Origin of the sequence: Campylobacter showae (assembly GCF_004803815.1) — a bacterium.
Lineage (GTDB): Bacteria > Campylobacterota > Campylobacteria > Campylobacterales > Campylobacteraceae > Campylobacter_A > Campylobacter_A showae.
This window is the reverse complement of record NZ_CP012544.1, coordinates 499,884-526,398: the sequence shown is the minus strand read 5'-3', so window position 1 is coordinate 526,398 and position 26,515 is coordinate 499,884. Positions and strand designations below refer to the sequence as shown.

The 26,515-nt window shown below is 45.1% G+C and carries 26 protein-coding genes and 5 tRNA genes; 6 read left to right on the top strand and 25 right to left on the bottom strand.

The genetic code is table 11. The features are described 5' to 3' along the window. Positions 1 to 109: 109 nt before the first annotated feature. From fusA to hemB, 25 genes are all read right to left on the bottom strand, one after another. Positions 110 to 2,188: an elongation factor G gene (fusA, locus tag CSHOW_RS02620; protein WP_002947586.1), complete on the bottom strand. Its 2,079-nt coding sequence runs from the start codon at positions 2,186 to 2,188 to the stop codon at positions 110 to 112. Between the two features lie 12 nt (positions 2,189 to 2,200). Next, a complete protein-coding gene (rpsG, locus tag CSHOW_RS02615) occupies positions 2,201 to 2,671 on the bottom strand; it encodes a 30S ribosomal protein S7 (RefSeq protein ID WP_002947591.1) in 471 nt (156 codons plus the stop codon). Between the two features lie 75 nt (positions 2,672 to 2,746). Continuing rightward, positions 2,747 to 3,154 carry a 30S ribosomal protein S12 gene (gene rpsL / locus CSHOW_RS02610; RefSeq protein WP_004322129.1) on the bottom strand — a complete coding sequence of 136 codons (408 nt, stop codon included), beginning with the start codon at positions 3,152 to 3,154 and terminating at the stop codon, positions 2,747 to 2,749. A gap of 99 nt (positions 3,155 to 3,253) precedes the next feature. Beyond that, on the bottom strand, positions 3,254 to 3,643 hold the full coding sequence (locus tag CSHOW_RS02605) for a DoxX family protein (RefSeq protein ID WP_002947599.1): 390 nt from the start codon (positions 3,641 to 3,643) through the stop codon (positions 3,254 to 3,256). A 105-nt stretch (positions 3,644 to 3,748) separates the two neighbouring features. Then, positions 3,749 to 8,257, bottom strand: coding sequence for a DNA-directed RNA polymerase subunit beta' (rpoC, locus tag CSHOW_RS02600; protein WP_002947601.1), 4,509 nt, complete (start codon positions 8,255 to 8,257; stop codon positions 3,749 to 3,751). Continuing rightward, the gene (gene rpoB, locus CSHOW_RS02595) at positions 8,250 to 12,386 is read right to left on the bottom strand and encodes a DNA-directed RNA polymerase subunit beta (protein ID WP_002947602.1); all 4,137 of its coding nucleotides are present in this window, start codon (positions 12,384 to 12,386) and stop codon (positions 8,250 to 8,252) included. Before rpoB ends, rpoC begins: the two co-directional genes overlap by 8 nt. 109 nt (positions 12,387 to 12,495) lie before the next feature. After that, on the bottom strand, positions 12,496 to 12,873 hold the full coding sequence (gene rplL / locus CSHOW_RS02590; protein WP_002947609.1) for a 50S ribosomal protein L7/L12: 378 nt from the start codon (positions 12,871 to 12,873) through the stop codon (positions 12,496 to 12,498). Between the two features lie 16 nt (positions 12,874 to 12,889). After that, positions 12,890 to 13,372, bottom strand: coding sequence for a 50S ribosomal protein L10 (rplJ, locus tag CSHOW_RS02585; protein ID WP_002947610.1), 483 nt, complete (start codon positions 13,370 to 13,372; stop codon positions 12,890 to 12,892). A 110-nt stretch (positions 13,373 to 13,482) separates the two neighbouring features. After that, on the bottom strand, positions 13,483 to 14,187 hold the full coding sequence (gene rplA / locus CSHOW_RS02580) for a 50S ribosomal protein L1 (RefSeq protein WP_002947612.1): 705 nt from the start codon (positions 14,185 to 14,187) through the stop codon (positions 13,483 to 13,485). Between the two features lie 120 nt (positions 14,188 to 14,307). Further along, the gene (gene rplK / locus CSHOW_RS02575) at positions 14,308 to 14,733 is read right to left on the bottom strand and encodes a 50S ribosomal protein L11 (protein ID WP_004322124.1); all 426 of its coding nucleotides are present in this window, start codon (positions 14,731 to 14,733) and stop codon (positions 14,308 to 14,310) included. A 10-nt stretch (positions 14,734 to 14,743) separates the two neighbouring features. Continuing rightward, positions 14,744 to 15,277, bottom strand: coding sequence for a transcription termination/antitermination protein NusG (nusG, locus tag CSHOW_RS02570; protein ID WP_100067254.1), 534 nt, complete (start codon positions 15,275 to 15,277; stop codon positions 14,744 to 14,746). Between the two features lie 6 nt (positions 15,278 to 15,283). Beyond that, positions 15,284 to 15,463 (bottom strand): preprotein translocase subunit SecE, encoded by a 180-nt coding sequence (secE, locus tag CSHOW_RS02565; protein WP_004318614.1) that lies wholly within the window; start codon positions 15,461 to 15,463, stop codon positions 15,284 to 15,286. 14 nt (positions 15,464 to 15,477) lie between these two features. Further along, a tRNA-Trp gene (locus tag CSHOW_RS02560) sits at positions 15,478 to 15,553 on the bottom strand. 8 nt (positions 15,554 to 15,561) lie between these two features. Beyond that, positions 15,562 to 15,732 (bottom strand): 50S ribosomal protein L33, encoded by a 171-nt coding sequence (gene rpmG / locus CSHOW_RS02555; protein ID WP_004322121.1) that lies wholly within the window; start codon positions 15,730 to 15,732, stop codon positions 15,562 to 15,564. 51 nt (positions 15,733 to 15,783) lie between these two features. Further along, positions 15,784 to 16,983 carry an elongation factor Tu gene (gene tuf / locus CSHOW_RS02550; RefSeq protein ID WP_002947618.1) on the bottom strand — a complete coding sequence of 400 codons (1,200 nt, stop codon included), beginning with the start codon at positions 16,981 to 16,983 and terminating at the stop codon, positions 15,784 to 15,786. A 63-nt stretch (positions 16,984 to 17,046) separates the two neighbouring features. Continuing rightward, positions 17,047 to 17,121: transfer RNA gene (locus tag CSHOW_RS02545), tRNA-Thr, on the bottom strand. 132 nt (positions 17,122 to 17,253) lie between these two features. Next, a tRNA-Gly gene (locus tag CSHOW_RS02540) sits at positions 17,254 to 17,330 on the bottom strand. An 8-nt stretch (positions 17,331 to 17,338) separates the two neighbouring features. Beyond that, a tRNA-Tyr gene (locus CSHOW_RS02535) sits at positions 17,339 to 17,423 on the bottom strand. A 57-nt stretch (positions 17,424 to 17,480) separates the two neighbouring features. After that, positions 17,481 to 17,556: transfer RNA gene (locus CSHOW_RS02530), tRNA-Thr, on the bottom strand. Positions 17,557 to 17,674: 118 nt separating this feature from the next. Further along, positions 17,675 to 18,115, bottom strand: coding sequence for a hypothetical protein (locus tag CSHOW_RS02525; RefSeq protein WP_002947620.1), 441 nt, complete (start codon positions 18,113 to 18,115; stop codon positions 17,675 to 17,677). Positions 18,116 to 18,205: 90 nt separating this feature from the next. After that, positions 18,206 to 19,459, bottom strand: a complete 1,254-nt coding sequence (locus CSHOW_RS02520) for a (Fe-S)-binding protein (RefSeq protein WP_002947621.1) — start codon at positions 19,457 to 19,459, stop codon at positions 18,206 to 18,208. A 9-nt stretch (positions 19,460 to 19,468) separates the two neighbouring features. Then, a complete protein-coding gene (hemN, locus tag CSHOW_RS02515) occupies positions 19,469 to 20,830 on the bottom strand; it encodes an oxygen-independent coproporphyrinogen III oxidase (protein WP_002947622.1) in 1,362 nt (453 codons plus the stop codon). After that, complete coding sequence (locus CSHOW_RS02510) at positions 20,827 to 21,318, bottom strand: DUF2603 domain-containing protein (protein WP_002947623.1); 492 nt, start codon at positions 21,316 to 21,318, stop codon at positions 20,827 to 20,829. The genes hemN and CSHOW_RS02510 overlap by 4 nt, the downstream gene beginning before the upstream one ends. Positions 21,319 to 21,331: 13 nt before the next feature. After that, positions 21,332 to 22,261, bottom strand: a complete 930-nt coding sequence (gene argF / locus CSHOW_RS02505; RefSeq protein WP_039895143.1) for an ornithine carbamoyltransferase — start codon at positions 22,259 to 22,261, stop codon at positions 21,332 to 21,334. A 163-nt stretch (positions 22,262 to 22,424) separates the two neighbouring features. Then, positions 22,425 to 23,396 (bottom strand): porphobilinogen synthase, encoded by a 972-nt coding sequence (hemB, locus tag CSHOW_RS02500; RefSeq protein WP_002947625.1) that lies wholly within the window; start codon positions 23,394 to 23,396, stop codon positions 22,425 to 22,427. Positions 23,397 to 23,457: 61 nt separating this feature from the next. Here hemB and ribA point away from each other — a divergent pair, with 61 nt between their 5' ends. Genes ribA through htpX form a run of 6 tightly spaced genes read left to right on the top strand, consistent with a single transcriptional unit; the run spans position 23,458 to position 26,396 of the window. Next, entirely contained in the window at positions 23,458 to 24,030 is a 573-nt protein-coding gene (ribA, locus tag CSHOW_RS02495; RefSeq protein WP_002947626.1) for a GTP cyclohydrolase II, read from the top strand. Next, positions 24,020 to 24,577 carry a 16S rRNA (guanine(527)-N(7))-methyltransferase RsmG gene (gene rsmG, locus CSHOW_RS02490; protein WP_002947627.1) on the top strand — a complete coding sequence of 186 codons (558 nt, stop codon included), beginning with the start codon at positions 24,020 to 24,022 and terminating at the stop codon, positions 24,575 to 24,577. The genes ribA and rsmG overlap by 11 nt, the downstream gene beginning before the upstream one ends. Next, on the top strand, positions 24,567 to 24,791 hold the full coding sequence (locus tag CSHOW_RS02485; RefSeq protein WP_002947628.1) for a PP0621 family protein: 225 nt from the start codon (positions 24,567 to 24,569) through the stop codon (positions 24,789 to 24,791). The genes rsmG and CSHOW_RS02485 overlap by 11 nt, the downstream gene beginning before the upstream one ends. Next, positions 24,788 to 25,165, top strand: a complete 378-nt coding sequence (locus tag CSHOW_RS02480; protein ID WP_002947629.1) for a hypothetical protein — start codon at positions 24,788 to 24,790, stop codon at positions 25,163 to 25,165. Before CSHOW_RS02485 ends, CSHOW_RS02480 begins: the two co-directional genes overlap by 4 nt. After that, positions 25,162 to 25,497: a hypothetical protein gene (locus CSHOW_RS02475; protein WP_002947630.1), complete on the top strand. Its 336-nt coding sequence runs from the start codon at positions 25,162 to 25,164 to the stop codon at positions 25,495 to 25,497. Before CSHOW_RS02480 ends, CSHOW_RS02475 begins: the two co-directional genes overlap by 4 nt. A 23-nt stretch (positions 25,498 to 25,520) precedes the next feature. Next, complete coding sequence (gene htpX, locus CSHOW_RS02470) at positions 25,521 to 26,396, top strand: zinc metalloprotease HtpX (protein ID WP_002947631.1); 876 nt, start codon at positions 25,521 to 25,523, stop codon at positions 26,394 to 26,396. The last annotated feature ends 119 nt before the right edge of the window (positions 26,397 to 26,515 follow it).

Genomic DNA, 26,515 nt, shown 5'->3' with positions numbered 1-26,515 from the left:
AAAATAAAAATACGTCAAAATTTTGTAAAACAAAAGCTGTTTTTACCGCAATAGGTAAAATGAAAAACTAAATTTAAAGGCGAGGATTTGCATCCCCGCTAAATTCGGCTTAGCCGTTTCTTTTCTTAATAATTTCTTCGCTAACGTTCTTTGGAACTTCCTCGTAGTGGTCAAATTCCATAGAATACGTCGCGCGACCTTGCGTCATAGAGCGAAGGTCTGTAGAGTAACCAAACATCTGAGCTAGCGGGCAGAAAGCCGTGATGATCTTGCTTCCGTTGCGCTCGTCCATAGAGTTTACTTGACCGCGGCGTTTATTTAAGTCGCCGATAACGTCGCCCATATAGTCTTCAGGTGTCTCAACCTCAACCTTCATCATAGGCTCAAGGATAACCGCACCCGCTTTTCTAGCACCCTCTTTGAAGCCCATAGAAGCGGCAAGCTTAAACGCCATTTCAGATGAGTCGACCTCGTGGTAGCTACCGTCAAATAGGGTAACTTTAACATCCTCGACCGGATAGCCGGCAAGTACGCCGCTTTGTAGTGCCTCTTTGCAGCCTTTTTCAACCGCAGGGATGTACTCTTTAGGAACTACACCGCCTTTGATGTCGTTAACAAACTCAAATCCGCTAGCCGCAGGTAGCGGCTCAAGGCGTAAGAATACGTGTCCGTACTGACCGCGACCGCCTGATTGTTTAGCGTATTTATACTCTTGCTCGACTGTTTTGCGGATAGTCTCGCGGTATGCAACTTGCGGCTGACCTACTTCGGCATCAACTTTAAATTCGCGTAGCATTCTATCTACGATGATCTCAAGATGAAGCTCGCCCATACCGCTGATAATGGTTTGGCCGCTCTCTTCGTCGGTACCTACTCTAAAGCTTGGGTCCTCTTGAGCTAGCTTTTGAAGCGCGATAGCCATTTTTTCTTGGTCGGCTTTAGTTTTTGGCTCTACGGCAACGCTGATAACCGGCTCAGGAAAATCCATCTTCTCAAGGATAACCTTGTCTTTTTCGCTTGCAAGCGTATCGCCTGTTAGAGTATTTTTTAGACCCACAACCGCACCGATCTCTCCTGCGTGAAGAACCGAAATTTCCTCACGTTTGTTTGAGTGCATTTTTAGCAGACGGCCGATTCTTTCTTTATTGTCTTGAACGGTGTTGTAAGCATAGCTACCGCTCTCAAGGCTACCGCGATAAACGCGGATAAAGGTAAGCTGTCCAACAAACGGGTCGGTCATAATCTTAAACGCAAGAGCCGCAAATTCGCCGTTATCAGTGCTTTCTACCGTTACTTCGCTGCCGTCTTCATAAACGCCTTTGATCGCCTCGATCTCATCCGGTGCAGGCAAATACGCTACGACTGCGTCAAGTAGGGGCTGGATGCCTTTATTTTTAAATGCCGTTCCGCAAAGCATCGGAGTTATCGTCATTCTTAAGCAGCCTGCTTTGATCCCTTTTTTGATCTCTTCTTCGCTTAGCTCCTCGCCTGAGAAAAATTTCTCCATCAAGCTATCGTCGGTTTCAGAAACCGCTTCGATTAGCTTTGCACGGTACTCTTCGGCTTTGTCTTTTACCTCTGCAGGTATTTCTATCTCTTTATAATCGGTCGGTTTCTTGTCGTCTTCCCAAACGTAAGCTTTCATCTTAACAAGATCGACCACGCCTCTAAAGTTATCCTCTGCACCGATAGGAATTTGAATAGGCACTGGATTTGCTTTTAGGCGGTTTCTGATTTGAGACTCGACGTTAAAGAAATTTGCGCCGATTCTGTCCATTTTATTTACAAAAACGATTCTTGGGACGTGATATTTATTTGCTTGTCTCCAAACGGTCTCAGACTGAGGCTGTACGCCGCCGACTGAGCAAAATACCGAAACGGCACCGTCAAGAACGCGCATAGAACGCTCAACTTCGATAGTAAAGTCGACGTGACCCGGAGTGTCGATCAAATTTATCTGGTGATCTTTCCAAAAGCAAGTAGTCGCCGCAGACGTAATCGTAATGCCGCGCTCTTTTTCTTGTTCCATCCAGTCCATCGTAGCAGCGCCGTCGTGAACCTCGCCGATCTTGTGACTCATGCCCGTAAAGAACAAAATTCTTTCGCTGGTCGTAGTTTTACCGGCATCGATGTGAGCGGCGATACCGATGTTTCTAACCATATGTAAAGGGGTTTTTCTATCTGCCATACTAGCCTCCTCTTACCAGCGGTAGTGAGCAAACGCTTTGTTAGCTTCTGCCATTTTATAGGTGTCTTCCTTCTTCTTGAAAGACGCGCCTTTTGAATTTGCCGCATCAAGTAGCTCGTTAGCTAGCTTGTCGATCATGGTTCTTTCGCTTCTTTTTCTAGCAAAACCGATGATCCAGCGGATAGCAAGAGCTTGCTGGCGAGCCGGGCGAACTTCTACCGGTACTTGGTAGGTAGCACCGCCGACGCGACGAGATTTAACCTCCATAAGAGGCTTAATGTTTTCGATAGCATCGTTAAATACGTCTATACCTTTTACGTCGCCGCTTTTTTTCTCGATAGCTTTGATAGCGCCGTACATGATCTCGGTAGCGACGCTTTTTTTGCCATCGTACATAAGAGAGTTAATAAATTTAGTGATTACCTTATTGCCGTAAATTGGATCCGGCATTACTTCCCTGACGGGAGCTTTTCTTCTTCTCATTTGATTATTCCTTCAAATTTTATAAATTTTACTCAAACCTATGCCGCTAATAGCATGGTCTGCGAACCTAAATTTTTATTTCTTTTTACCTGCTGCGGCTGCTGCCTGACCAGGTTTTGGACGTTTAGCGCCGTATTTTGAGCGAGAAACAGTTCTTTTCGCAACGCCTGCTGTATCAAGAGCGCCGCGTACGATGTGGTATTTAACGCCCGGTAAGTCTTTAACACGACCGCCGCGCACTAGCACGATGCTGTGTTCTTGTAGGTTGTGACCTTCACCGCCGATATAGCTGATTACTTCAAATCCGCTTGTAAGCCTAACTTTGGCAACTTTTCTCAAAGCCGAGTTTGGTTTTTTAGGAGTCGTAGTATAGACCCTGGTGCAAACTCCTCTTCTTTGAGGACACTCTTTTAGCGCTGGAGATTTTGACTTAAAAGTCACTTTCTTGCGCTCTTTTCTGACCAATTGATTAATGGTTGGCACAGTAATTCCTTTCGACTAAATTTATTAAAAAGACTTGATTTTATTTAAATTTGGCTTAATATAAGGTAAATTTCATCTTTAATGCTGAATTTTATCGCACTAATCTTTTCTAATCGCGTATTTTCCGCTTCCGTTAAAGATGATGCAGAGCGACAAGGCGATGTAAAGATATAAAATTTCAGCCTTGAAGCCGCCAGTGCTTGCAAGATCTAGCAAATTTCCAAGCCCGTGATAGGCGTACATTATCGTTAGGCTCGTGCCGATTACGAGTAGCGTGCCGATCCTTGAAAATATCTCTAGAATTATCATTATCGGAGCAACAACTTCACCGACATAGGAGCCGTAAGCCATAACTTCAGGCAAGCCGGCTTTTGTTAAAATACTTTTTACGCCGCCTATGCCGTGTAAAATTTTCGCAAATCCGTGCATAAAAAGACAGACACCAAGCCCCAATCTCGCAAATAAAATTCCCAAATCGAAATTTTTCATTTTTACTCCAAATTTTCAAATTTAAAGGATTGATTTTATCTGATTAGTTTTAAAGCGAGGTAAATTTAAGCCTCGCCGAATTTAGCGAGGCTTGGGGGTTAAATTTTAGTTTTGTTTTAGCTTGATCTTTTGATCTTGATAAAGACCCGTTCCGACAGGAATCATGCGTCCTAGGATGACGTTTTCTTTTAGATCTTCGAGGTGGTCGATCTTAGCTGCGATAGAAGCCTCGGTTAGAACCTTAGTCGTCTCTTGGAACGATGCCGCAGAGATCACGCTATCGCTTCCGATAGCGGCGCGCGTAACGCCTAGCAAAATAGGCTCGGCGATCGCAGGATTACCGCCCATTCTCATTATACGTTCGTTTTCTTCCTTAAATCTCGTTCGAGAGATCATATCGCCGGTAATGAAATTCGTATCGCCGCTATCGACAATCTTAACCTGACGAAGCATCTGAGAAACGATGATCTCAATGTGTTTATCGGCGATCGCAACGCCTTGAGAGCGATAAACTTGCTGAATTTCGCTGATCAAATAATAGTGTAGCGCCTTTTCACCCAAAATTCTCAAAACGTCGTGGCTTGAAATTAGTCCGTCGGTTAGCTTCTCGCCCGCGTGGATAAATTCGCCGTCGCGAACCTGAATTTGACGAGTTTTGTCTATCAAATACTCGGCAGTTGCACCGTCATCGGCCTCGATCACGATGCGTTCTTTGGAGCGAAGCGGCTTTTCAAATCTTACGGTGCCGTCGATTTCAGCGATGATAGCCGTATTTTTTGGACGTCTAGCCTCAAATAGCTCAGATACGCGCGGCAAACCGCCCGTGATGTCTTTTGACTTCGCGACAGCCTTAGGCGTCTTAGCCAGGATATCAGCTTGTTTTACCACTTCGTCGTTGGCTACGAATATCGCGGTTTTTGGCTCTAGCTGATAGCGGATCATTTTGCCCTCATCGGTGCTGATAACGATCGTAGGCTTGATGCCCGAAGGCAGATACTCGTTGATAACTAGACGGCTCTGGCCGGTCGCCTCGTCGTACTGCTCGGCGGCGCTATAGCCTGGCTCGATATCCTCGTATGTCACCCTACCTGCAGCCTCGGCGATGATCGGCGTAGAGTACGGATCCCACTCGGCTATGACAGTTTTCTCTTGGCTTTCAGGCTCCGAGATGACCGCTTTGCTATCCACGATATCGCTATCGTTTGCTTTGATGATAGAGTTTCGCGGGATATAGTAGCGAACCGCCTCTCTGTCGTCTTCGTCGGCAACCACGACAAATAAGCCTTTTTCGGTTACAACGTGGCCTTTTTTGATATTTCTTAAGCGCTCTAAATAATCGCCCTTTAGGATATAAAATTTAAGCACGCCGTTTGCGCCTGCAAGGATTTTCTTAGCGATAGGCTCGCCGTCTTCTACCTTTATCTCGCTTGCAAACGGGATACGCTTCGGTACGTTCCAGCCCTCTTTGATGACCTCTGCGATACTTTCGTTCTCTTTGACCGAGTCGCCGTCAGCATAAGGGATGTAAATTTTACCCTCGACCTTACCGCTAACGCCGGCTAACTCGTTAGGTTTAGCTAGGTCGCCTCTTCTTAGAGTATATTTGATCTCTTCTTTTTTACCTTTTACGATGATGTTTACGTCCTCGTGAGCAACCTCGATCTCGATCTTTCCGTCAAACGGAGCTTTGATCTTAGGCTCGACGAGCAAGACGGCTGAGTTTCTGCGGTTTGCTACGATTCTCTTGCCGCCATTTTCGTAAACGCTTAGATTATAGTATCTTATAAAGCCCTCTTTTTGCGCGACAACTTGGTAGTCTTGCTGCTCAGTTGATGCTGTACCGCCGATGTGGAAGGTTCTTAGCGTTAGCTGAGTACCGGGTTCGCCGATAGATTGAGCCGAGATGATACCGACGGCTTCGCCTGGTTTTACCAGCTTTCCTTCGCCCAAATTCACGCCGTAGCATTTCGCGCAGACGCCTTTTGCTGCTTTGCAAGTTATCGGCGTTCTTATGCTGACAGATTTTATACCAGCTTCGGTTATCGCTTTGGCTTTTTCTTCGTCTATCAGCGTACCTTCGCTAAACAGCACCTCGTTTGCTATCGGATCGATTACGTCGTCGGCTAGTACGCGGCCTAAAATTCTCTCTTCTAAACTCTCGATAAGCTCGCCGTTGTCGGTGATCTCGGTGATCTCGACACCCTCGTGCGTGCCGCAGTCGTGCATAGTGACTTTCACGTTTTGCGCGACGTCGATTAGCTTTCTGGTTAGATATCCGGCATTCGCCGTTTTTAACGCGGTATCTGCCAGACCCTTTCTGGCACCGTGGGTTGAGTTAAAGTACTCAAGGACGTTTAGACCCTCACGGAAGTTTGATATGATCGGCGTCTCGATGATCGATCCGTCAGGCTTCGCCATAAGACCACGCATACCGGCTAGCTGGCGAATTTGCGCCGCAGAACCTCTCGCGCCGCTGTCAGCCATCATATAAATCGAGTTAAACCCGCCCTTGTCCCCCTGGATAAGCTTCATCATCTCACCCGCGACGACGTTATTCGTATCTGTCCAAATGTCGATGATTTTATTGTATCTCTCGGAGTCCGTTAGCAAGCCCGCGCCGTACTGATTTTGTATCTCGCGGACTTTTTTCTTGGCTTCGTTGATATATTTTTGTTTACTATCAGGCACGATGATATCGGCGATAGAGATCGAGATGCCGGCTTTTGTCGCATAGCGGAAGCCCAAATTTTTGAGCTTATCCAAAAATCCCGCCGTTACCTCAAGGCCGCCGTTTTTATAAACGTAATCAACCAAATTTGCGATATCTTTTTTCTTCATGACCCTGTTCCACATATTTTCAGGAACAAAATCAGGCAGAATCGAGCGGATGATTAGGCGGCCTGCGGTCGTAAATAGCGTCTTGCCGTCGATCATCGTTTTGATTTTCGAGTGTACTTCTAGGCAGTGCGCTTCCTCGGCGATCATTACTTCGTCTACGGATGCAAAAATTTTATTTGCACCCTTGCTGTCGGTCTTTTCTAGGCTTAGATAGTAGATTCCCAAAACCATATCCTGGCTAGGAACTGTGATAGCCTTACCGCTTGCAGGAAGCAAGATATTCATTGAGCTAAGCATCAAAATTTTGCACTCTGCTATAGCCTCCTGAGATAGCGGAACGTGAACAGCCATCTGGTCACCGTCGAAGTCAGCGTTAAACGCGGCACAAACTAGCGGGTGTAGCTGGATAGCCTTGCCTTCGACAAGCACAGGGTGAAACGCCTGGATAGATAGTTTGTGAAGCGTCGGAGCGCGGTTTAGCATGACCGGATGATCTTTAACGACCTCCTCTAGGCACTCCCAAACCTCGTTAGTCTTATCCTCGATCATCTTTTTAGCTTGTTTTACGGTCGTAGCGTAACCCTTCTCCTCAAGGCGAGCTAGCAAATGCGGCTTAAACAGCTCAAGCGCCATTCTTTTCGGTAATCCGCACTGATCCATGCGTAGTTTTGGACCAACGACGATAACCGAACGACCGGAAAAGTCAACGCGCTTACCGAGCAAATTTTGACGGAAGCGGCCTTGCTTGCCTTTAATGATTTCAGAAAGCGATTTTAACGGGCGTTTGTTTGCGCCTTTTACAGCATTCGCGCGTCGTCCGTTGTCAAATAGCGCATCGACGGACTCTTGAAGCATACGCTTTTCGTTTCTGATGATAATTTCGGGCGCGTCAAGCTCCATAAGGCGTTTTAAACGCGCGTTTCTGTTGATAACGCGGCGATACAGGTCGTTTACGTCAGAAACCGCAAATTTACCGCCGTCAAGGCTAACAAGCGGGCGAAGATCCGGCGGAAGGACCGGTAAATTCGTAATCATCATCCACTCAGGACGGTTGCCAGAATTTAAAAAGCTCTCAACGACTTTTAGTCTTTTTACTATGGTTTTTTTCTTGGCTTCCGAATTTGTCGCACTGATCTCATCTTTTAGGGTATTTAAAAGCTCGACCAAATCGATATTTGCTAGTAAATCGCGGATAACTTCGCCGCCCATCCTAGCTCTAAATCCGCTCTCTTCAAAGCGAGAAGCTAAAGAAACGTATTGCTCTTCGTTTAGAACGTCGAAAATTTCGACCTTTTTGCTATTTTCGGTGTCATAAAACGCATCGCCAACACTCTCGACGATATATGCCTCATAGTAAAGTACGCGCTCAAGGTCTTTCATCTTTATGCCGAGCAGCGTTCCTATGCGGCTCGGAAGCGAATTTACGTACCAAATGTGCGCAACCGGAGTCACGAGCTCGATGTGACCCATTCTGGAACGGCGCACCTTTGAGCTAGTTACCTCGACGCCGCACTTTTCGCACTTGATGCCTTTGTAGCGCATTTTTTTATACTTACCGCAAAGGCACTCGTAGTCGCGGATCGGACCGAAAATTTTAGCGCAAAATAAGCCGTCGCGCTCAGGTTTTAGCGTACGGTAGTTTATGGTTTCGGGTTTTTTGACCTCGCCGTGGCTCCATGATTTTATCCTCTCGGGACTTGCCAAACGAAGCTGAAATGCCTCAAAATCGCGCGGTCTGCGTTCTTCTTTTATCTCAATAGGTTTTAACTCACTCATTATTTTCATCCTCATCGTATATCTCGACATCAAGCGCCAATGATTTTAGCTCGTTTGTTAGAACGAAAAATGTCTCAGGAATGCCAGTTTCAGGCACGTTTTCGCCTCTAGTTAGGGCTTTATACGCAGACAAGCGTCCCTCGACGTCGTCTGATTTGACAGTTAGCATCTCACGAAGCGTATGGGCCGCGCCGTACGCCTCAAGCGCCCAAACCTCCATCTCACCGAATCTTTGTCCGCCAAATAGCGCCTTACCGCCGACTGGCTGCTGAGTAACTAGGCTGTACGGTCCCGTGCTTCTAGCGTGGACTTTTTCGTCGACTAGGTGATGAAGCTTTAGCATATACATACATCCGACGTTTACGCGCTCCTTAATCTTTGAGCCCGTGCGTCCGTCGTAAAGCTCGGTCTTCCCGTCCATATCGATCTTAGCTAGCTCGAACAGTTTCATCAGCTCATCGACTCTAACGCCCTCAAATATAGGCGTGGCAAATTTGACGCCGTTAGCCCAGTCTCTAGCGTAGTCTAAAAGCTGCTCGTCGCTCATTTTGCCTAGAGTTTTTTTAGCATCCATAAATTTAGACGCCGAAGCTATCTCGATCATTTTGGCTCGTAGCTCTTTTATCCACTCGCCTTTTTTCTCTTGGAAAATTTGATTTATCTGCTCGCCCAAACGGTAGCCGACAAGACCCAAGTGGCTTTCTAAAATTTGACCGATATTCATACGGCTAGGAACGCCTAGCGGATTTAACACGATATCGACCGGCTGACCGCTCGGAAGATACGGCATATCGACTTCTGGGACGATGTTTGAAACGATACCTTTGTTTCCGTGGCGACCAGCCATCTTATCGCCCACTTTTAGTTTGCGCTTGGTTGCGATGTAGACTTTGACGAGCTTAACTACGCCGCTTGGCAAGATGTCATCTTTTTCTAAAATTTCCATCTTCGCGTCATGCTCTTCTTTGAGCTTTTTCTTCTCGTTTTGGAAATGATTTTTTATGTCGTCGTATGATTTTTGAACGTCTTTTGAAAAGCCTTTAACGATCGCGCTTAGAGTAAAACGGTTGATGTTTTCAAACTCCTCCTTATCGATCTTCTCGCCTTTTTTATAGGTTTTTTTACCGATAGTTTGAGCAGAACTCAAAGGCGTTTTGCAAAGTAGAGCGCCCACTTTTAGCATCTCTTCGCGGTCTAGCATCAAGAGCCTATCATGGTGTTCTTTTTCAAAAGCCGCTTTTTCTTCTTCATAAACTTTATTTGAGCGATTATCTTTTTCGTGACCTTTTTTAGTAAAAATTTTAACGTCTACAACGACGCCTTCCATAGAAGCTGTCGCGTAAAGGGATTTATTTACCACGTGACCGGCTTTTTCGCCAAAAATCGCACGAAGTAAGCGCTCCTCGGGCGTTGGCTTAACCTCGCCTTTTGGAGAAACCTTTCCGACTAGGATCATGCCGGGTTTTACCTGTGTGCCGATTTTTATTATGCCGCTATCATCGAGATGGAGTAAATCTTCCTCTTTGATATTCGGGATATCCTTAGTGATCTCCTCAACGCCGTCTTTTAGCTCGCGGGCTTCGATCTCTTTTTCATAAATATGCACACTCGTAAACGCATCCTCTCGGATCATTTTTTCGCTGATTACGATCGCATCCTCGTAGTTATAGCCGTTCCACGGCATGAAAGCTATAAGCGCATTTTTACCGATAGCCAGCTCACCGCGCTCCATAGACGGACCGTCGGCGATGATCTGCCCAGCCGCTACGCTTTCGCCTTTTTTAACGATAGGGTGTTGGGAGAATGTCGTATTTTGGTTGGTTCTTAAATTTTTCTCCATAGAGTAGTGATCGATATATGGACCTGCCTCGTCTTCGCCAAGGATAAAGATATTTTTATTGTCCACCTTTTCGACTACTCCAGCGCGTCTAGCCTTGATCGCCTCCCATGCGTCGCGCGCTACAGTACTCTCCATGCCAGTTCCAACGATAGGAGCGGACGAGCGAAGTAGCGGCACTGCTTGGCGCTGCATGTTTGATCCCATGAGGGCACGGTTTGCGTCATCATGCTCCAAAAACGGAATAAGCGATGCCGCAACACCAGCTATCATACCGGAGCAAAGGTCGATAAGCTTAACATCCTCGCGTTTAGCCAGTATCATCTCGCCGTCTTGTCTAGCCTCGATCAAGTCCTCTACTATATAGCCGCTTTCATCAAGCGCAGTAGAGGCCGGAGCGATAACCAAATTTTCCTCTTGAGTTGCCGTTAGATAAACGATCTCGTCAGTTACTTTGCCGTCTACGACTTTTTTATACGGGGCTTCGACGAAGCCGAGATTATTTACCTTCGCGTAAGTAGAAAGCGTGTTGATAAGGCCGATGTTTTGACCTTCCGGGGTCTCTACCGGGCAAATTCTACCGTAGTGAGTCGGATGAACGTCGCGCACCTCAAAGCCGGCTCTATCTTTTACGAGACCGCCCTCGCCCAGCGCCGAAAGTCTGCGCTTATGCGTAACTTCGCTAAGCGGGTTAGTCTGATCCATAAACTGGCTCAACTGACCGCCGGTGAAAAATTCCATTATCGTCGTGGTTATCATTTTTGGATTAACCAAATCGTAAGGCATAATCTCCTCAGTATTACCCAGCGTCGTAAATTTATCCCTGATAGCCTTTTGCATTTTTACAAAGCCTAGGTGAAGCTCGTTTGCCAAAAGCTCGCCGATAGAGCGGATACGACGGTTGCCGAGGTGATCGCGGTCGTCGATATGTCCTTGTCCGTTTTTGACCTTTATCAAATATTTTGCCGTTTTTATAATGTCTTCATTGGTCAAAACCGTTACGTATTCAGGTACTTCAAGTGCCAGCTTGTGGTTCATTTTCATGCGGCCAACACCCGTCAAATCATATCTTTCAGGATTAAAGAATAGATCGTTTACGAAAGCGCGAGCAGCATCTTTAACGACCGGTTCGCCTGGACGCATAACTTTATAAATTCTTATCGCCGCAAGATCGTTTTCATCGTCGACGTTTTCGGTTTGACGTAGTAGTTTTAGCGTCTCGTTATCGGCGATAAACGAATTTATGATAGCGTCGTCCACGCCTGCTGCTAGGTCGTTTGCTATCTCGATACTCTCTTGATCAGCCAAAATTTTAACCAATTTATTTTCATCAAGCTGTGCAAGAGTATCATAAAGCACTTCACCGCTGTTTTTGTCAATAACCGGGTGAGCCAAAAACCTATTTACCAAAATTTCAGTCGGATATTCGACAAATTTGACGCCGTCAGCGATGATCTTATCAGCCTTTTTCTTGGTTAGTCTTTTTCCGGCCTCGTGTAAAACATTGCCTTCTTCGTCTTTTATGTCGTATTCAACCCTGCCCTGATAATCATCTGGGTTAAATGGCGTCAAAAATTTATTATCTTTTATTGTTAAAGTTTGTATAGGATAAAATAACTTGATAATATCTTGTTTTTTATATCCAAGCGCCCTAAATAGGATAGTTACCGGCACTTTTCTGCGCTTGTTGATACGCACATAAAGTACGTCTTTTGTGTCGTATTCAAAATATAGCCAGCTACCGCGGTCAGGAATGATTTGAGCCGTATAAATAAGCTTATTTACGACTGTCGGGCTTTCCTCTTCTTTAAAGATAACGCCGGGACTTCTGTGAAGCTGATTAACCACGACACGCTCGACGCCGTTAATAATAAATGAAATTCTATCCGTCATCAAAGGAATTTCGCGAACGAAAATTTCCTGCTCTTTTATATCTTTTATACCGATCTTCTCGCCTGTTTTTTCATCTCTCTCGTGAACGATCAGCCTTATTTTCATTTTTAAATTTACAGAATAAGTAAGCCCGCGCTCCATGCACTCTCTGATCGTATATTTTGGTTTTCCGATTTCAGAGCTTACGTATTCCAAGCTTAAGCGGTTTTGCGGATCATGTATAGGAAATATTGATTTGAAAACTTTTTCTATACCGCTTTCGCCTTGATTTTTATCTACGTTTAAAAACTGGTCAAAACTCTTTTTTTGTAATTGTAGTAGGTTAGGAACATCGATCTCTTTGGCAACATTTGAAAAATCAACCCTAAGACGATTTCCTGAGTATAAACTATTTAGCATATTCTACCTCATGGTATAAGTTTGAAAGAAAGTAAATAACCGCACGTCTGCGGCATCTTTGTAAAAATTAAATAAGGAGGCGTCGCCTCCTTTGTAAAAATAAGTGAAATTATTTAAGTTCGACTTTAGCGCCAGCTTCTTCAAGCTCTTTTTTAGCTGCTTCAGCCTCATCTTTGCTAACACCCTCTTTAATAACAGAAGGAGTTTGCTCAACTGCGTCTTTAGCCTCTTTAAGACCAAGACCTGTAAGAGCGCGAACAACTTTAATAACGTTGATTTTCTTGTCGCCGCCGTCAACTAGAACAACGTTAAATTCTGTTTTCTCTTCAGCTGCATCAGCTGCGCCGCCTGCTGCTGCGCCGCCTGCTACCATTACTGGAGCAGCGCTTACGCCAAATTTCTCTTCAAATTCTTTTACTAGTTCGCTTAGCTCTAATACTGAAAGATTAGAGATAAATTCTAATACGTCCTCTTTGGTAATTGCCATTTTTTATCCTTTTATATTATGCTGATTTTTCTTTTTTTTCTTTAAGCGCATTTAGTCCAATAGTGAAATTTTGGATAGGCGCATTCCAAACTTGCAAAAGCATAGCAAGCAACTCATCACGGCTAGGCATCTTAGATAGAGCTTTAACCTTCTCAACGCTTGCAACTTCACCGTCAATATGAGCGGTTTTGATTTTGAATAGTTCGCTGTTAGTCTCTTCAAATTTAGCCGCAACCTTAGTAGCTGAAAGCTGATCGCCCCAGATAAAGATATTTGTATCTTTTAAGACCATACCAGACTTTTCAACGTTATTAAGAGCGATATTTGCAAGAGTATTTTTTACGATTTGAACTTTTACGTTTAAAACTCTAGCAGCATCTCTTAATGCTTCTAGTTTTTTAGTGCTAAGACCGCGATAATCGCAAACTATAATCGCTTCATTTTCTTTAAATTCGGCTTCAAGTTTACTGATTATTTCAGATTTTTCGTTTCTCGTCATCTAGTTTTTCTCCTTTCCGACTAGTGATTTCAAGCAGAGCGGCATAAAAGCACGATTAAGCAAAAGCCTCTGCTATCTCCAATCTAAGATAAAAATTTATTAGCTATAAATTAGCGTAGATCCATAAGCTCTTGAGTCTCAAGCAAAACAGAAGGACTCATAGTTAATGATAAAGCGGCGCTCTTAATATATCTACCTTTTGCTGCCGCAGGTTTTTGTCTATTTACCGCTTTGATAAGAGTTGAAATATTATCGTTTAATTGCTCTTTTGAAAAGCTAACTTTACCAAGGCCAGCGTGTATATTTCCTTGCTTATCTACGCGGAAATTAACTTGACCGCTTTTTGCGTTATTAACAGCTTGAGCTACATCCATAGTAACAGTGCCTGTTTTTGGGTTTGGCATAAGACCTTTTGGTCCTAAAATTCGTCCTACTTTACCAACTAAGCCCATTAAATTTGGAGTAGCGATAAGAACGTCGAAATTCATAATTCCTTTTTGGATATCCTCAACAAGCTCGTCGCTACCGACTATGTCAGCACCAGCAGCTTTTGCTTCATCGGCTTTTGCATCTTTTGCTATAACGGCTACGCGAACGGTTTTACCAGTTCCTGCAGGAAGCACTACCGAGCCTCTAACCATTTGATCGGCATGTCTTGGATCGACGTTAAGTTTTAGTGCTATTTCAACTGTTTCGTCAAATTTAGCGCTTTTTAGTAATTTTACAGTATCAATAGCATCTGCTAAAGAGTAGGTTTTAGTGGTATCAACTTTTTCAAGTAGCTTACCAAATCTTTTTGTAGTTTTTTTTGACATTAGTTTCTCCGCATTTTTAAATTTTATGCTTCCACATTGTCAAATTTAAAATACACGCGCTATAAATATTAACGCGTGTGCATAAATTTAACTTTATAAAATCCTTATGTGGTAAAAGGATTAATCTACTACCGTAATTCCTATTGAGCGAGCTGAACCAGCAATGATTTTAGCTGCCTGCTCTCTATCTTTAGTATTTAAGTCGGCAATTTTTTTCTCAACTATTTCAAGTACCTGAGCTTTTGTGAGCTTGGCTACTTTATTTTTTAACGGATTATCCGAACCTTTTTCTATTCCTGCAGCTTTTTTAATCAAATCCGTAGCAGGCGGTTGTTTTGTAATAAATGTAAAGCTTCTATCAGCATAAACGGTGATAACGACCGGAACCCTAAAGCCAGCCATATCCTTTGTTCTTTCATTAAATGCTTTACAAAATTCCATAATATTAACGCCTTGCTGACCAAGAGCCGGACCTACCGGAGGACTTGGATTTGCTTTCGCAGCAGCAATGTGTAATTTAATTTCGCCTATAACTTTTTTAGCCATAAACTTCTCCTTATACTATCTTCTCGACTTGTGAATATAAAATTTCAACTGGGGTGCTTCTGCCAAATATTGAAACATTTAGCCTTAGCTTTCCGTGTATCATATCGTACTCTTCTACTATACCAGTAAAATTCGCGAAAGGTCCTTCCGTAATACGAACATTTTCTCCGTTATCAAAGAAAATTTTTGGTTTAGGAGCAGCTCGCTTTTGGACTTTTTCTAAAATTAAATTTATATCTTTTTCGCTTAACGGCGTAGGTTTTTTTGCTTCACCTATAAATCTACCGACTTTAGGAAGAGACTGAATCTTGTGCCAAAGAGCTGTATCCAAATCAAGATGTGCAAAAGCATATCCAGGATAAAGACTTCTTTCGTTTATTTTTTTCTTGCCGTTTTTGATTTCTATTACATCTTCAGTAGGAACTATAATCTCTTTTAGTTGTTCTTCAATGTGATTATCTCTAACTAAATTTTCAATAGCTCTCTTTACGCTCATTTCGCTACCGGCATAAGTTTGAATCGCATACCATTTATGTGCCATGATTCAACCTTAAATCAGTTTTGAAAGAGAGAAAGACATAATTGCATCAACAAGAGCTAAAAAAAGTGAAACAATGGCTACTACAGCAAAAACTGTTATAAAAGCATTTCTTATTTGCTCTTTGAGCGGAAAAATTACCTTTCCGATTTCGGCGCGAGAAAGCTTTATATAATTTATCATTTTTTCCATTTTTAACCTTTTGATGGCAGGGCAAGAGGGATTCGAACCCCCAACCATTGGATTTGGAATCCAGCGCTCTACCGTTGGAGCTATTGCCCTAAAAAGCCTTAGCTCTTTAACTTAACTTCTTTATGAACAGTATGTTTTTTTAGTCTTGGGCAATATTTTTTTAGTTCCAATTTTTCGGTTGTCGTTTTGCTATTTTTTACCGTAGTATAATTTATATCACCTGATTCAGAACATTTAAGACCGACTTTTATTCTATTACCTTTTGCCATAAATTCCCTTCAAAAAAGCGGAGAAAAACTCCGCCAAAATATAAAATTAAATTATGCTAGAATCTTAGAAACAACGCCTGAGCCGACTGTTCTACCACCTTCACGGATCGCAAAGCGAGTTCCCTCTTCAAGAGCAACTGGCGCAATAAGCTCAACAGTTATCTTTAGGTTGTCACCAGGCATAACCATCTCTGTTCCTTCTGGAAGAGTGATAGAACCTGTAACATCAGTCGTTCTTACGTAGAACTGTGGTCTATAGTTGTTAAAGAATGGGGTATGACGTCCACCCTCTTCTTTTGTTAGGATATAAACCTCTCCCTCAAATTTAGTGTGAGGAGTAATTGATTTAGGTTTGCAAAGAACCATACCGCGCTCAACATCTTCTTTTTTTGTGCCTCTTAGAAGAACGCCTACGTTATCGCCTGCTTCACCTTGGTCCATTTCTTTTCTAAACATCTCGACGCCGGTAACTGTAGTAGTTTGAGTTGGTCTAATACCTACGATTTCGATGGTATCGCCGACTTTTACCACACCTTTTTCAATTCTACCGGTAACAACCGTACCGCGACCAGAAATAGAGAAAACGTCCTCAATAGGCATCAAGAAATCTTTATCTGTTGCGCGTACTGGAGTTGGGATATACTCGTCAACTCTAGCCATAAGCTCAAGAACCTTTGCAGACCATTCGCCGTCTGTTCCAGCCTTAGCCTCATTAAGAGCTTGTAGAGCCGAACCTGCTACGATTGGAGTATCGTCACCAGGGAAGTCGTACTCGTTTAGAAGCTCGCGAATTTCCATCTCAACTAGTTCAAGAAGCTCAGCATCGTCAACCATATCAGCTTTGTTCATGAAAACAACGATATATGGAACGCCTACTTGGCGAGATAGCAAGATGTGCTCTCTGGTTTGAGGCATTGGGCCGTCAGCAGCAGAAACAACTAGGATAGCACCGTCCATTTGAGCCGCACCGGTAATCATGTTTTTAACATAGTCGGCGTGGCCTGGGCAGTCAACGTGAGCATAGTGGCGATTTTCAGTCTCATACTCAATGTGAGAAGTAGCGATGGTAATACCGCGCTCTTTCTCCTCTGGAGCGTTGTCGATATTATCATAGTCTTTTAGTTCAGCAAGACCTTTTCTTGAAAGAACAGCAGAAATTGCAGCTGTCAAAGTTGTTTTACCATGGTCAACGTGACCGATAGTACCAATGTTTACGTGTGGCTTGTTACGTGAAAATTTTTCTTTTGCCATCTCTTCCTCCGTAATGATATTTGCGTTTTAAATTTATGCTTAATTTTTCTTCTCTAAAATCCGTGGAGCTCATAGCGGGACTTGAACCCGCGACCTCTTCCTTACCAAGGAAGTGCTCTACCTCTGAGCCATATGAGCGTCAAACTCTTGGCATTAGAGAATTTTTGAAAAAGCATAAACAACTAAATGAAATTAAAAAGGTGTGCCGTAGAAAATGTATAAAATTTAATATTTTTATCATCTTACAGCTCCCAGTTTAGTTCCAAAATCTGGAGCGGGAAACGGGGCTCGAACCCGCGACCCTCAGCTTGGAAGGCTGATGCTCTAGCCAACTGAGCTACTCCCGCGCGTAGCATGGTGGTGAGACGTGGATTCGAACCACGGAAGACATAGTCAGCAGATTTACAGTCTGCCCTCGTTGGCCACTTGAGTATCTCACCCTATTTTAAAAAATAAATGCTTTGCAATGGTATTTCTGGTCAAACACTGTTATGAAATGGAGCTGGTGAACGGACTTGAACCGCCGACCCACTGCTTACAAGGCAGTAGCTCTACCAACTGAGCTACACCAGCATCCTGATTTATGAAAGTTGGATTATAGCCCAATTTCTTTTCAAAGTCAAGCTTTTTTTAAAATTTTTTCGAAATAAGGATAAAAAATTAGAATTTAGCCGCACATGCAAGCTAAATTTTAGCCCATTGGTTCCGGAGCCTCTTTAAAAAATAGATCCGGCTTCTTTCTTAATCCTCGTTTTTTCGGCATATTTACGTCTTTTTCTTCTGCAGTGGTTTTAGAATCAAGGGCGCCTTTATCGTCGTTGTTTTCATTTTTTACTATCCCGGCGTACGCCTCTTTGTATCCTAAGGATTTTATTTTATTAATTAAAATTTTAATTTTTTCTCCGCTTAGCGGCTTTGTTCTTATCGCTATGGCGCGGTATCTACCAAATTTACCGCTAACGACCTTTTCGACGCCCTCAAAGCTGCCTACTTTTCTTTCGACGGCTACTCTCGCGCTTTCTATTGCTTTTTCGCTTACGTCGTCGCCAAAAGCGCTCACAAAAATATGATATTCGTCGTTTGCAAACAGTGCGCTAAAAAACATCAAAACGACGACTATCGCTTTTTTCACGAATTTCCTTATATTATTTATCAAAATTTGGCGGCGCCCGACGACCGTCTCGTCATTATACTATAAAAAATATAAACTAAGCACCGAGCTTTAGCCGAGCGCTTTTGCGATTAGTTCTATCGGATTCTCGCACTTCACGTCTGAGCCACCGATATGTAGCGCATTTGAAATTTGCATTTTACAGGCGCTACACTCGGCGCTTACGATCTTTGCGCCCGAGTTTTTTATCATTTCTGATTTTCTTTGTCCGGCTGCGCGGCTTAGATGATATTTTTCAGACTGCATCGTCACTCCACCAAAACCGCAACATTCGTTTGGATCTTCCATTTCGGTCATTTCGTAGTTTTGAGCGAGCAGTTTGCGAGGCTCTTTAAAGACGCCTTGCATTTTTCTAGCATGACAAGGGTCGTGGTAGGTAACGGATGTCAAGTTTTTACCCTTTTTGGCCAAAATTTCAGCTAAATTTGTAAATTTTTCAAAGTACTCCGTCGCTAAAAATATCTTCTTGCTCACAGCTTTTGCTCGCTCTCGCCACTGCTCGTCGTCATGAAAAAAGTGCTCATAGTCGATCTTTATCATCGCCGAACAGGTCGCCTCAGGCACGATGATAGCGTCTAGCTCGCCCAGCATTTTTTCAAAATACTCGATATTTCGCTTTGCCAAAACCTCAACCGTCGCAAAATCCCCCGTAAAATACGCCGGCGCGCCGCAACAGGCCTGTTTTTTCATCAAATTTAAATTTAATCCTAGCTCGCGAGCTATCTTAACGAGAGCCTCGCCGATGCCCGTATACGCGTAGTTTCCCATACATCCGATAAAAACGCCGATAGTTTTATCACCGCCGTTATCGATAAACTCGGCGTGCGAGTTTAAAAAGCTCTTTTTGCTAGCGGTTGGCAAAAGCCGCTCTTTTTTCACCATCGGCAGGCTAAATCTCGGGCTCATCGCGCCTTCGCGAATCTTAAACGCGCAGCTTTGAAACACATATCCCAGCTTTGCCGCCAAATCCATAACCGCACGATGACGCAGCAACCAAAAAAACGCCTTTTTATACCACGCGATGCCAAATTTATCGGCGATGTCGCGTCGGACGTTTTCTATCGCCGTATCCACGCGCAAGGAGTTTGGACAGACCTCGACGCAGCTCGTGCATAAAAAACAGCTCTCAAAGATATTTTTTGCGCTTTTATCAAGCTTTAGCTCGCCGCGCTCATAAGCTCCCACGAGATCCAAAAAACCGCGCGGAGAGGTCGTTTCGTCGGAGTTTATCTTGTGGATCGTGCAGACTTGGATGCATTTGCCGCATTTTACGCATTTATCTGAAATTTCGCTAAATTTAAACATGTCCGCCCATCAAACCGTTTTAGAAAATCGGCGTAAATTTTCCGGTATTTTTTTCAAATACGCGTCAAAGCACATCGCGATATTGCGGATGATTAGCGTGCCGGTCTCGTTTACGCTGATTTTTTCAGGTGTTACGGTTACGAATTCGCTCAAATTTTCAAGCTCGACCAAATCATCCTTAAAATACTCGAAAAATTTGATGTCAAATTTGGCCTCGACCGCCTTGATATCAAGCGCAAAGTTACTCATCAGGCTCATGATCACGGCTTTTCTGATTAGATCGTCGCCAGTTAAATATATGCCCTTGTAATACGGCAAAACGCCGCTATCCAGGGCTTTTTCGTATTCGTCCATGTCCTTGAAATTTTGCGCGTAGTATCTTTGCCCCTCGCCTATGCTAGTTAGTCCGATGCCGATGAGATCGGCTCCGCCTTTGGTCGTGTAGCCTTGGAAGTTACGATGAAGCGTGCCGTTAGCAAGTGCGGCAAAAAGCTCGTCGCCGGGCTTTGCAAAGTGATCCATACCGATCATTTTGTAGCCGTTTTTGATAAAAAACTCGGCCGTGTATTTTAAAATTTCAAGCTTGGTTTTAGGGCTAGGCAGCGTAGCTTCGTCAAATTTACGCATAGATTTTTTTATCCACGGCACGTGCGCGTAGTTAAACACCGCGAGGCGGTCCGGAGATAGCGTCAGAGCCTTATCCAGCGTCGCTTTAAAACTCTCTAGCGTCTGATACGGAAGGCCGTAGATAAGGTCCATATTTATCGAGTTTATGCCCTTGGCGCGCGCCATATCCACGGCGTTTTTGGTGATTTCGTAGGGCTGGATGCGGTGGATCTCTTTTTGCACCCGCTCATCAAAGTCCTGCACGCCGTAGCTAACGCGGTTAAAGCCGTGCGAAATCAGCACGTCAAGCTGCTCGGGCGTTAAAAATCTCGGGTCGATTTCGCAGCTGATTTCAGCCTCTGGCGAGAAGTTTTTAAATTTAGCCTTTATCATTTTGATGATTTCATCGAGCTGATCCGCACCGTAAAAGGTCGGAGTGCCGCCGCCAAAGTGCATTTGCAGCACCGGCGCGCTCGTGTCGAGATTTGCCGCTAGTAGGTCAAGCTCTTTTTGCAGATACTGCATATAGCGCGTTTTGCGGTCCTCTTTGCTCGTATAAATCACGTTACAACCGCAAAAATAACAGGCGCTGCGGCAAAACGGCAGGTGCAAATAAAGCGAAAGCGGGCGCGAGGCGTCGCGGTTTTTTAGCTCCCGCAGGTAGTCCTCGTAGCTAAATTTATCGCTAAACTCGGGCGCGGTCGGATAGCTCGTGTAGCGCGGTCCCGGGCGCGAATACTTCACGTAAGCGTCAAAATCTATCATAGCGTTTTATTCCTCGCGTTTTTCATTAAATTCTGCATATCGACGAACAAATTCGGATACTGCTTTTTGATACCCTTTACCAGTTTTTCCAAATTTACGTCTATGCTTTTTTTATTTTTATTTTTTGCGGCGATCTTGCGTATCTCGTCCATCGCCACGACCCAAACGTCGGCGAAGTCTATCGGCACGTTTTGCCAGATCGTCTTTTCAAGCCTTAGCTCGAAATTTTCTTTTTGGACGTTACGGTAGGCTTCGATGAGCTGCGAGAGCGATTTTAACGAAACCATCGTGTGCAAATTTTGATTTTCGTCAATGCCAAACCACGGCTCCACTCCGTCCCACGAGCCGCTTTTTAGGCTGAGGCTCATTTGACTCGGATCGCTCGTCGGCACGATCTCAAATATCGTTTTTTCGCCCTCTTTTATCCCGAGCTCGCCCGAAATTTCGTCGATTTTTTCGTACGTTTTTTGTAGATTTTTTTCTTTCATTTACTTCCTTAACTTACCCATTTCTGCGGCGATCGAGCCAAACCATCACGCCTTTTTGCGCGTGCAGGCGATTTTCCGCCTCGGCAAAAATCTCATCCGCATGCGCTTCAAACACCTCCTCGCTCACCTCGTATCCGCGGTAAGCCGGCAAGCAGTGTAAAAATATCGCTTGCGGTGCGGCTAAACTCATCAAATTTTCATCCACGCAAAAGCCGGCGAAGTCTTTTAAGCGCTTTTCTTTTTCGGCCTCTTGCCCCATCGAGACCCAAGTATCGGTAGTAACGAGGTTAGCGCCCGATACGGCCTCTTTTACATCGTGGGTTAGATAAATTTTGGCTCCCGAGATTTGAGCGTTTTTCATCGCTAAATTTACAATGTCGGCGTCCGGCTCGTAGCCCGCGGGCGTAGCGATCCTTAGCTCAAAGCCAAGCTTGCTAGCTAGCATCAGCCACGAGTGAGCCATGTTGTTGCCGTCACCCACGAACGCCGCTTTTATCTCGTCTATTTTTAGTCCGCATTCGACCGCCGTCATGAGATCGGCCATCAGCTGCGCGGGATGAAACTTATCGCTAAGGCCGTTTATCACGGGTACGCGGCTAAATTTGGCAAGCTCTTCTAGCGTTTCGTGGCGATTAACGCGAGCCATGATGAGATCGCACATTCGCGAGATCACGCGCGCGGTGTCTTTTATCGGTTCGCCGCGCCCGATCTGGATGTCGCTCGAGCTGAGAAACAGCGCGTGCCCGCCAAGCTCGTTCATCCCCACGTCAAAGCTCACGCGCGTTCTAGTCGAGCTTTTCTCAAATATCATCGCCAGTTTTTGATCTTTTAGATACGGCTTAAAATCTCGCGCCTTTGCCTCTTTTTTTATCTGCAAGCCCAAATTTAAAATTTCGATGATTTCGTCTTTGCTAAAATCGTTTAACGTCAAAAAGTGCCGCATTTTGCCCCCCTTAAATTCCCAAATTTGCCCACAAATTTTCAAGGCGAAGTATCGCGAGATAGATTTGCTTGTTTTGAAGTAAATTTCGTCCCAAGATAAGGCATGTAGCCTATCGCAGGGCGAAATTTACGAAATCAAGCAAAGATACTCGCGAGACGAGCCGCTATTTTCTTAGTAAAGCAGCGGCTTCTTTGGCATGATAGCTTATTATCAGGTCAGCCCCCGCCCTCTTAAACCCGACTAGCGTCTCCATCATCACGCGCTCGTAGTCGATGACGCCCGCTTTTGCTGCGGCTTTTAGCAGAGCGTATTCGCCGCTCACGTTATACGCGCAGATCGGCAGTCTCGTAGCCTCGCGCAGATCGCGGATTATGTCTAGATACGCAAGGGCGGGCTTTACCATCAAGATATCGGCCCCCTGCGCCTCGTCTTCTAGGCTCTCGCTCACGGCCTCCAGGCGGTTTGCGGGATCCATCTGGTAGCTCTTTCTATCGCCGAAACTTGGCGCGCTCTCCGCTACGTCGCGAAACGGCCCGTAGTACGCCGAAGCAAATTTGGTCGAATACGCCATAATCGGCAAATTTTCGTATCCGCTCAAATCCAGCGCACCGCGCAAGGTAGCGATGATGCCGTCCATCATACCGCTTGGAGCGATCATATCGGCGCCGTTTCTGGCGTGAATCAGAGCTTGTTTAGCGGAGATCTCTAGCGTCGCGTCGTTATCGACGGTCTGGTGGACGTGATCTAGGATGCCGCAGTGACCGTGATCGGTGTACTCGCAAAAGCAAAGATCTGTTATCACGACCAGATCAGGAAATTTATCCTTTATCGCTCGAAGCGCGGTCGCTATGATACCCTCGTCGCTTAGAGCGTCGCTGCCTACGCTATCTTTTAGGCTAGGGATTCCAAATAAAATAACCGCTTTTATGCCCAAATTTCGTACGATTTCGCACTCTTTTAAAATTTCGTCCAAACTCATCTGAAAGACGCCCGGCATCGAGCTTATCTCTTTTTTCACACCCTTGCCCTCGACGACGAAAAGCGGATAGATAAAATCGCTCGCGCAAACGCTAGTTTCGCGCACCATCTCTCTGATTGCGGGATTTATCCTGAGCCTTCTAAAACGTTTAAACATAATTTTCCTTTTACTTCGCTACAATTTACGCTTAGTGTAACATAATAGGAGTTAAAAATTTATGAATATCGAGCTTTCAAATACGGCAAATTTACCCTCTCGTTTCGGGATATTCGAGATAAAGGCCTTTAAGGAGGGCGAGAAGGAACATTTGGCGATATATAAAAAACCTTTCGGCGAGGTCGTAAACGTCCGCATCCACTCCGAGTGCCTAACGGGCGATGCGATCGGTAGTCTCAAGTGCGACTGCCGCGACCAGCTAGAGGCCAGCCTAAAATACATCGAGGAGCACGGCGGCATGGTGATTTATCTACGCCAAGAGGGGCGAAATATCGGCCTACTAAACAAAGTAAACGCCTATCACCTGCAAGACGAGGGCCTTGACACCATCGAGGCAAACCATCAGCTAGGCTTTAAGGCCGACGAGCGCACGTACGAGATCGTGGATTTTATCTTAAAGCACTTCGGCATCGAAAAGATAAATTTGCTAACCAATAACCCGAAAAAACTGTCGGGACTAAAGTGCGTGCAAATCGTCTCTCGCGTGCCGATCGTCATACACGCGAACAAATTTAACGAAAACTACCTGCGCGTGAAAAAAGAGCAGATGGGGCATATGCTAGATGAAAATTGACCTGCCGAGGGACTTTGATGCGCAAACGGCGAAATTTAGCGAAATTTTGGCTAAATTTAACCGCGTGCACAGCCTAACTAGCTACAAAAATTTAAACGAGCAGATAGCCGATAGCATAGCTCCGCTTGAAATTTTCCCGCAAATTTTGGACGCTAAAACGGCGATCGATGTGGGCAGCGGAGCGGGCTTTCCCGCGATATTTCTCGCGATGATTTTAAGGGAGTGCGAGTGGCATCTCTTTGAGCCTAGCCCGAAAAAATCGGCGTTTCTAAGCTATGTCAAGGCTGAGCTAAATTTAACAAACGTGCGCGTAAAATCTTGTAAGATCGAGGACGGCGAGCCCTTTGCGGCGCAGCTGATCACGAGCCGCGCGCTGATGAAAACGAAAGATTTACTTGGGATTTGCAACGGCTTTTTTGACGCGCAAACTCAAATTTTACTCTACAAAGGAAGCAGCGTGCAAAGTGAGCTAGAGGGGCTCAATGCTCAAATTTACGGGCGCGGCAACCGAAATTACGTATTTATAAAGGGCGGCGATGTTATTTAAAATTTTGGCTTTTTTAGCGGTTTTAATCGCGATTTATATGATATTTTTTAAAACCCGCGTCAAAAGAGGCGTAAAAGGCGGCGCAAAAAAAGAAGACAAAGATGCCGAAAATTTCGTCGAATGTAAAAAATGCGGCACCTTTATAGAGGCAAAAGACGCCGTAATAAGCGGCGGCGGATACGTCTGCGAGGACTGTATAAAGGATAGAAAATGAAACTAATAGGCCACGAGCTAGTACCCTATGAGCCGCTGTTTTGGCGCGAAAACGTAGAGCAGATCGAAGCGGGCAAACAAAATTTGTTTAAATTTGACGCAGCAGCGATAGAGCGCGCGCAGGAGCTCGGCGCCCAGTTTTGCGTCGAGACGGAAAATCTAAACGAAATCATCGTCGCAAACGCGGCCGGAGCGAAATTTATCGTCGTGCCCCGCGAGCTTGCCGGCAAAACGGCAAAACTGGCACAGGATTATCTATTTGACGCTCAAATTTGTGTTATTATAGAGAGCCAAAGCGAGCTAGCCGCGCTTAGCGAGACTGGCGCGGACGCCGCGATATTTAAAACCGCCGTAATAGGCAAGGATAAACGATGATAAAATTTCCGCCGTTATATCTGAAATTTTTAGAAAATATCGAGGGCGAGGAGTGCGTGGAGGTTTTTAACGAAGCGGGAGCGGGTGCGTATCTATACGGGCGCGCGTCTCTTGCCGAGCGAAACGAAACCTACGAAGTAGCGCTTTATGAGCCAAATTTTTATATGATAGGCCAAGACGGCGACCTGGGATTTTTTATAAAATTAAACTCGGACGATGCGATTTATCTAAACGATCTAGGCGCGCTGGGCTCGGCTCCGATGCGCATGGCGGAGAAAGATATTTTCGCCCTCATAGAAAAGATAAAAGACCGCGGCGAGATATTTTCGTAAAATTTTACGAGCAAAGGAAACAAATGGAACTTTTTAAAACCGCATTTTTGATGACAGTGCTAATGCTGCTTTTCGTAGCCGTGGGCGGCGCGATAGGCGGCACTAGCGGCATGCTGGTGGCATTTTTAGCTGCGCTTGGGATGAACTTCTTTTCGTATTTTTTCTCGGACACCCTCGTGCTAAAGCACTACCGAGCCGTACCCGTTGACGAGGCGCATGCGACGGGACTTTATCAGATCGTGCGCGAGCTTTGCGCGAAGGCAAATTTGCCGATGCCAAAGATCTACATCATCCCAGAAGCCGTACCAAACGCATTTGCCACGGGTCGCAACCCTAGCCACGCCGCGGTAGCCGTGACCGAGGGACTGCTAAATATACTAAACAAAGACGAGATCGAGGGCGTGCTAGCTCACGAGCTAAGTCACGTGCGCCACTACGACATCCTAACGGGCTCTATCGCGGCGGTTTTTGCGGGAGCGATCGCGATACTGGCAAATTTCGCGCAGTTTGGCGCGGCAAACCGTCAAGGCAAGCAAAATCCGCTAATGTTAATCGCCCTAGCCGTCATCATGCCGCTAGCCGCCACGATCATACGCATGGCGATCTCGCGGGCGCGGGAGTTTGAGGCCGATAGGGGCGCAGCGATGATAACCGGCAAGCCCCAGCACCTAGCCGGCGCGCTGCGAAAGCTCGAGGACTACGCGCGCGGACGTGTGATGGCAAACGCCGACGAACAAAGCGCGCATATGTTTATCATAAATCCATTTAGCGGCGTAAAAAGCGCGCTGGGTTCGCTATTTCGCACACACCCGAGCACCCAAGATCGTATCGCCGCGCTAGAAAATTTACGCTCGCAACTAGATGGCGAAAACGGCGTGAAAGAGTATTTTAGAAAGTAAATTTGACGGCAAATTTAAGCCCTCGTTTTGCCGGCAAATTTAAGCGAAATGGCTTGAGCGTTAAATTTAACGCTAAATTTAACCCTGCGTCGCGTCAAATTTAGCCGTACGCGTCAAAA